Annotated in this window: 8 protein-coding genes; 2 read left to right on the top strand and 6 right to left on the bottom strand. The window is 66.1% G+C overall.

Annotation, left to right across the window (positions count from 1 at the left end):
- Positions 1-152: 152 nt before the first annotated feature.
- The 3 genes from C100_RS30425 to C100_RS30415 are packed head-to-tail and all read right to left on the bottom strand — an operon-like array spanning position 153 to position 2,273.
- Positions 153-854 (bottom strand): endonuclease/exonuclease/phosphatase family protein, encoded by a 702-nt coding sequence (locus C100_RS30425; protein ID WP_024018818.1) that lies wholly within the window; start codon positions 852-854, stop codon positions 153-155.
- Between the two features lie 54 nt (positions 855-908).
- Positions 909-1,895: a hypothetical protein gene (locus C100_RS30420; RefSeq protein WP_024018817.1), complete on the bottom strand. Its 987-nt coding sequence runs from the start codon at positions 1,893-1,895 to the stop codon at positions 909-911.
- 3 nt (positions 1,896-1,898) lie between these two features.
- The gene (locus C100_RS30415; RefSeq protein WP_024018816.1) at positions 1,899-2,273 is read right to left on the bottom strand and encodes a hypothetical protein; all 375 of its coding nucleotides are present in this window, start codon (positions 2,271-2,273) and stop codon (positions 1,899-1,901) included.
- A gap of 122 nt (positions 2,274-2,395) precedes the next feature.
- On the opposite strand from C100_RS30415, the gene radA reads away from it, so the two are divergent.
- Both radA and C100_RS30405 read left to right on the top strand, forming a co-directional pair.
- On the top strand, positions 2,396-3,763 hold the full coding sequence (radA, locus tag C100_RS30410) for a DNA repair protein RadA (RefSeq protein WP_024018815.1): 1,368 nt from the start codon (positions 2,396-2,398) through the stop codon (positions 3,761-3,763).
- Between the two features lie 11 nt (positions 3,764-3,774).
- Positions 3,775-4,293 carry a CvpA family protein gene (locus tag C100_RS30405; protein WP_024018814.1) on the top strand — a complete coding sequence of 173 codons (519 nt, stop codon included), beginning with the start codon at positions 3,775-3,777 and terminating at the stop codon, positions 4,291-4,293.
- Between the two features lie 3 nt (positions 4,294-4,296).
- On the opposite strand, the gene C100_RS30400 is transcribed toward C100_RS30405, so the two are convergent.
- The 3 genes from C100_RS30400 to proB form a co-directional block, all read right to left on the bottom strand.
- Positions 4,297-4,485, bottom strand: coding sequence for a hypothetical protein (locus C100_RS30400; RefSeq protein ID WP_024018813.1), 189 nt, complete (start codon positions 4,483-4,485; stop codon positions 4,297-4,299).
- Positions 4,486-4,551: 66 nt separating this feature from the next.
- The gene (locus tag C100_RS30395; protein ID WP_024018812.1) at positions 4,552-5,466 is read right to left on the bottom strand and encodes an SDR family oxidoreductase; all 915 of its coding nucleotides are present in this window, start codon (positions 5,464-5,466) and stop codon (positions 4,552-4,554) included.
- Positions 5,467-5,472: 6 nt separating this feature from the next.
- Positions 5,473-6,603 carry a glutamate 5-kinase gene (gene proB / locus C100_RS30390; protein WP_024018811.1) on the bottom strand — a complete coding sequence of 377 codons (1,131 nt, stop codon included), beginning with the start codon at positions 6,601-6,603 and terminating at the stop codon, positions 5,473-5,475.
- Between the last annotated feature and the right edge of the window lie 30 nt (positions 6,604-6,633).

The raw sequence follows: 6,633 nt of genomic DNA, 5'->3' as shown, positions 1-6,633 counted from the left end.
GCCGCCACACCTCCTTGGTGATGCCATGCATGTAGATCGCCAGGCTGATGCCGCCATAGCAGACCAGCGCCAGCCGCAGTTCCCGCTCCTTCATGCCCTGACCGTCGCAGAGGGCGGCCGGATTGTCGAGGGCATGTTGGCGCGGGAGGATGCTATCGGCCCACCGAAAATTCCGCCCAGATCGGCAGATGATCGGACGCCTTGCGCGCGGCGGCGCTGCTGTGGACGCCGCAATCGGTCAGCGTCAGCCGGTCGCAATGCATGATGCGGTCGAGCCGGGCCACCGGCCGGCGGGCGTGAAAACTGCGGCCGCACCCCGCGAAGCGATAGTGGCGCGCGAAATCGGCAAGGCATCCGCGTTGCGCGCTCCATTCGTTGAGGTCGCCCATCAGGATCGTCGGCATCGCCTGTCCTTGCGCGGCGGCATGGATCACCGCCGCCGCTTGCCGCCGCCGCCAGAGGCCCGACAGGTCGAGATGCATACCGAATACGCGCACCCGCGCGCCGTTCAGCGCGACTTCCGCCATGGTCGCGCCGCGCGGCTCCAGATAGGGGAGGTGCAGCACGTCATGGGCGCCGATCTCCGCCTGCTTGCGCACCAAGATGGCATTGCCGTGCCAGCCCATGGAATCGGTCTGCACATTGAGCGGCACCGCCTTGTAGCAGCTGAGGTCATCGAGCAGCAGCGGCGGGATGGCGGCGGAGCGGACGCCAAAGCGCCGGTCCGCTTCCTGAAGCGCGACGATGTCCGCGTCGATTTCGCCCAGCACCTCCAGCACCCGTTCGGGCACCCGTCGCCGGTCGGTGCCGATGGCCTTGCGGATATTATAGCTGGCGACGCGGATCGTTTTCATAATGATGTGATGCTCTCCGCCAACAACGTGCGGAGCCGCGAAATGGTCCCGCCATTATTGTTGTGGGGCGGTATCGTCGGCGGTGCAATGTCGTATGATCTTCTGAGCAGCGGCCTTCCGATCCTTCGTCTGTAACGTTTCATCTTTGTCTACGATATATCCCATCAACTGTGCGCCTTGTTCCAGGCAGGCCGCGGTGGCGATTCCTTGCGTCAGAAACTGCGCGGCGACACCCGTCGAGAAGACCTTGCCCAGGGCGATGTTGGTATCGCTCGCATTGTCGGTCGCCTTCGGTGGATTGATCTTGGCGTTCGTGTTGAAGCGACCGAAGACGGAGAAGGCGTCCTCCTTGATGTCCGCATCCGCGATCCGGCCCTGTTTCTTCAACTCGGTGAGATAGCGTTGACCAGCGGCATCGCGATCGGCTTCCGCCCGCTTGAGGCTTGCATTGGCATCGGCGAGCTGGCTTTCTGCACCATTAAGGCGCTTTTCAGCGGCAATCTTTTCCGCTTCCAGTGGATTGGTCAATGCTGTTTGAATTGCGGCATCACCGGGAGGTGACAGGGGGGCGCCGCCAGTATCCGGGCCGGCGGGGGCCGTCGCTTTGATCTTGTCACGCAACGCCGCTAAATTCAGCTGCGCACTGTCTCGCTCTGATTTTGAGGCATCGACCTTGGCCATCTTGTCCGTTACGTCGCGCATGGCTCGCTCGAACGCCTCACCTGCCTTGCGCACCGGATCATTATCGCCGATCTCGTTCGACATGGTGTTGCGGCCAACGATCGGATGCAGCCGATATGGATCGCTGTTGCAGTCCGCGCCATCCGAACAATGCCGGCCCACCATCACCGGCACATAGGCGGCGTCGAGCTGGTCATAGCCGAAAATCAGCTTTGCCCCCGGCGAATCCGCCGTGCCTGACGCCGCCTTGATACCGACAGATTGGGCCGACGAATAGACCAGCGCGGATTGATCCATGGGGGTGCAGGCGCCCAGCGAAAAAATGGTTCCCGCGAGCAAGGCATATTTGATTCCACTCATGGATTATCTTCCCCCTTTTGCCGGTTGCCGCGGCGCGGCGTCACATATGGTGGCATTGGCCACATTCGCTTTCGCGAGAATCTGTGTGAGCGCATCGACCTGTCTCTGCTCCGGTCGAAACAGGATGACCGCGCACCGGCTGCTGCCATCGACATAGGCAGCGGTTTCCGACGCGAAGCCCAGGACGAACGCGCGCTGTTGCGGCACGACGCCAAAGCCTTTCGATTCCACCACGATGATCGTCTGGGGGTCCGCTGGCCTGACCTTCACGATCCCCGGCACCAATCGCACACGTGCGTCTGCGCCCTCAATCCGGACGATCGTACATCCGCTGGCCGCGAACGAGAGCATCAGCATCAGCAGATTGCGCGCAGCCATATTCACCCCCGAATCGGACTATAGAGAACAGTTTCCGGAAGAACAGTACGGAGTCGTAACAACATCCGGAACGGATGCTTCATCCAGCTTGTGTTCTTCCTATGCTCTGATATGCACTGACCATGGCCAAGGCAAAGCGGAAGTTCGTCTGTCAGCAATGCGGCACCGTATCCAGCCGGTGGCAGGGGCAGTGCGAGGATTGCGGCGAATGGAACAGCATCGTGGAGGAGGCGGGGGAGACCGTCTTTTCCGCGCGGCATGATTTGCAGCGCGGCGGGCGGGCGATCTCGCTCGTGGCGCTTGACAGCGAAGTCGCCTTGCCGCCGCGCACCAGCACCGGCATCGCCGAGTTCGACCGGGCGCTGGGCGGGGGCATCGTGTCGGGTTCCGCGACGCTGATCGGCGGCGATCCGGGCATCGGCAAGTCGACCCTGCTGCTCCAGGCCGCGGCGCGGATCGCCACGCGCGGCCTGTCGGTGGCCTATATCAGCGGCGAGGAGGCGGCCGACCAGGTGCGCCTGCGCGCGCAGCGGCTGGGGCTGGGCAATGCGCCGGTGCAACTCGCCAGCGCCACATCCGTCCGCGACATATTGACCACGCTGGGGGAGGGGCCGCCGCCCGCCCTGCTCGTGATCGATTCGATCCAGACCATGCACAGCGACCTGATCGAAGGCGCGCCCGGCACGGTGAGCCAGGTGCGCGCATCGGCGCAGGAACTGATTAAATTCGCCAAGCAGCATGGCACTGCCGTCATCCTGGTGGGCCATGTCACCAAGGATGGCAGCATTGCCGGCCCGCGCGTGCTGGAACATATGGTCGACACGGTGCTCGCCTTCGAAGGCGAGCGCAGCCATCAATATCGCATCCTGCGCGCGATCAAGAACCGGTTCGGCGGCACCGACGAAATCGGCGTGTTCGCCATGGTGGCCGAGGGGCTGGAGGAAGTCGCCAACCCGTCCGCGCTGTTCCTGACCCATCGTGACGAGACGGTGACGGGGGCGACGGTCTTTCCGGCGCTGGAAGGGACGCGGCCCGTGCTGGTCGAAATCCAGGCGCTGGTCGTGCGGCTGTCGAGCGGCGCCACGCCCCGGCGTGCGGTGGTGGGCTGGGACAGCGGGCGGCTGGCGATGATCCTGGCCGTGCTGGAGGCGCGCTGCGGCCTCAGCTTCTCGACCTGCGAAGTCTATCTCAATGTCGCGGGCGGCTATCGCCTGTCGGACCCGGCGGCCGATCTGGCGGTCGCCGCGGCGTTGATGTCGGCCCTGTCGGAACGCCCGGTGCCCGCCGATGTGGTGCTGTTCGGCGAAATCGCGCTGTCGAGCGAAATCCGGCCCGTCGCCCATGCGCCGCTGCGCCTGCGGGAGGCGGCGAAGCTGGGCTTCAATCGCGCCTTCGTCCCAGCTGCGGCGGCCGATGGCGTGAAGGGCATTGCGGTCAGCGGCTATCGCACGCTCGCGCAACTGGTTGACCAGATGCTGGGACGCGGATAGCCACGGGCGCAATGAACGCCATCGATATTCTCGTCCTGCTCGCCATTGGCGGCTGCGCGGTGCTGGGCCTGCTGCGCGGCTTCGTGCTGGAGACGCTGTCGCTGATCGCCTGGGTGCTGGCGATCTTCGCCATCCGCCTGTTCCACGCATCGGCCGCCGAGTTGCTGACCGCCTTTGTGGGGTCGCCGAGCGGCGCGGCGGTGCTGGCGCTGGTGCTGGTGTTCGGCGTCACCTTCGGCGCGGGCAAGTTACTGGCCCATGCGATTGGCCGGCGCACCCGCCAGTCGGTGCTGGGACCGGTCGACCGCGTGCTGGGCGCGGGTTTCGGCGCGGTGAAGGGGTTGATCGGCGCGACGCTGATCTTCCTCGCTTTCAGCCTGGTCTACGACACTTTCTACGGCAGCGGCGCGCGGCGGCCCGACTGGCTGAGCGACGCGCGCACCTATCCGCTGCTCAACGCCAGCGGTCAGGCGATCAGCGCATTTCTGGCCGAACAACGCGCAAAGAAACCGGCGCCCGACGATCGCTGAATATCAGTCGTAGCTTTTTGCGGTGTGCTGGGTGACGTTCGCCTCGCCCGTCACCTGATCCTCATGCAGTTCCTCGCCATGCCAGATGTTGCGCGCGACGAAGATGACAAGGATGATCGCGAGGATGATGGCGACCACCCAGCACCCCGCGCGTTGCAGGCGGCGGCCGCTGGGCTGTTGGGAAGGGGGCATACGCTCTGTCATGCAAGGCAAATCGCTGGCCGCCGCTTCGGGTTCCATGATCGAGTCGAAGCGGCGCTATAGCCAGCCTTTCTCCCGATAGGCGCTTGCCGTCGCCTTCAGCCCGTCCTCGGTCGGCACCTGCGGCATCCACAGCCTTTTGGGGGGCTGTCTGCGCGGCGTCACGACCCAGTCGGGATGGCAGAAATAATCCACCCGGTCGGGGGTCAGCTTGGCCTTCCCGCCGCGCACCAGCCGGTCCAGCCGCGCGCCCAGGGTCAGCAGCCATGGCGGTGTAGCCAGCGTGCGCACCGGCCGCCCGACCGCACGCCCGATCGCCGCGCCGAAATCCCTGTGGTCCCATCCGTCCGGCGTTCCGTCGTCCACCTCAAAGCTGCGGGTCAGGCTGGCTTCCCTCTCCTGCGCCAGCGCCAGCAGCAGCCGGGCAAGGTCGGCGACATGAATAACCGACAGCCGTCCACCGGGCGGCAGCATCATGATGCCGCGCCTGGCCATGCGGAACAGGTCCAGCATCTCCCGGTCGTTGGGACCATAGACGGCGGGCGGCCGCACGATCGTCCAGTCGAGGCCGCTCGCCTTCACATGCCGTTCGGCCAGTTCCTTCGACCAGCCATAATCGGAAAGCTGCGGTTCGCGCGCGGCCAGCGACGAAACGAGGATCAGCCGCCGGATGCCGCGCCGCCGCATCGCATCGATCACCGCCACGGCGCCGCGCGCATTGCCGGCCTCAAACCCGTCGCGGTCTGGCGCATTGACGACGCCGGCGATGTGGATCACCGCGTCGGCGTCCCGCACCAGCGTGTCGAGCCCGGCCGGATCTTCCAGCGATCCCGGCACCCATTTCAGCTTCGCGCGCGGTGGCTGGGCGCGGCGGGTCAGCGCATTGACGCGCAGCCCCTCGGCCAGCGCCTGCTCCAGCACTTCGGCGCCGACGAAGCCCGTCGCGCCGGTCATGGCGATGCGGAATTGCATCGGCGCTCAGACCATCGCCATATGGTCGCGATGGACCAGCACCGACCGCGGCATTTCGCCCAGCAAAGCGGCGATCTCCTCGCTGCGGCGCCCGGCGATCCTGGTCGCCGTTTCGCTGTCATATTCGATCAGCCCGCGCGCGATGACATGGCCGTCGGCGGTCACGATGTCGACCACGTCGCCCCGGTCGAACACGCCATCGACCTGCGCCACGCCGGCGGGTAGCAGGCTGTTGCCGCGCTCTAGCGCCTTTTTCGCGCCGGCATCGACGATCAGACGGCCGCGGGTCGTCAGCCGCCCGGCCAGCCAGCCCTTGCGCGCGCCCTTGCCCTGGGCGGCGACGAAAATCGACCCGCGCCCGCCATTGGCCCAGTGCGACAGCGGCGCATCGACCTTGCCGGAAATAATGGCCAGATGCGCGCCCGCGCCGGTCGCGATGCGCGCCGCCTGGATTTTCGACACCATGCCGCCCGACCCCATGCCCGACGCCGAACCACTGGTCGCCATCGCCGCGATCCGTGCGTCGATCGTCTCTATCGTTTCTATCAGCATGGCGCTGGCATCGGCGTGCGGGTTGGCGGTGTAAAGCCCGTCGACGTCGGAAAGCAGGACAACCGCGTCAGCCCGTGCCGCCTGTCCGATGCGCGCCGCGAGGCGATCATTGTCGCCAAAGCGGATTTCGGCGGTCGCCACGCTGTCATTTTCATTGACCACCGGAACGACGCCCAGCGCCATCAGCCGTTCAAGCGTCGCCGAGGCGTTGAGATAGCGCCGCCGGTTTTCCAGATCGTCCAGCGTCACCAGCATCTGCGCGGCGGTAATGTCGGTTTCGGCGAGCAGGCTGGCCCAGCATTGCGACAGGGCGATCTGCCCGGTCGCCGCCGCTGCCTGCGCGTCTTCAAGGCTGCCCCGCCCGCCCCTGGGCAGTTTCAGCCGCCGCGCGCCCAGCGCGATCGCGCCCGAGGACACGATGATGACCTGCTGCCCCGCCGCCTTGCGCGCCGCGATATCGGCGACCAGCGTGCGCAGCCAGTCGACGCGCACCTGTCCGGCCGGATCGACGAGCAGCGCCGACCCGATCTTGACGACCAGGCGGCGGATGAGGGCAGGGGGGAAGCCGGCGAGCGGATTGGTCATTTTATCGTCCTCTCCTCCCCTTAACGGGAG

Origin of the sequence: Sphingobium sp. C100 (assembly GCF_000508185.1) — a bacterium.
Lineage (GTDB): Bacteria > Pseudomonadota > Alphaproteobacteria > Sphingomonadales > Sphingomonadaceae > Sphingobium.
This window is presented reverse-complemented; position numbering and strand designations above follow the sequence as displayed.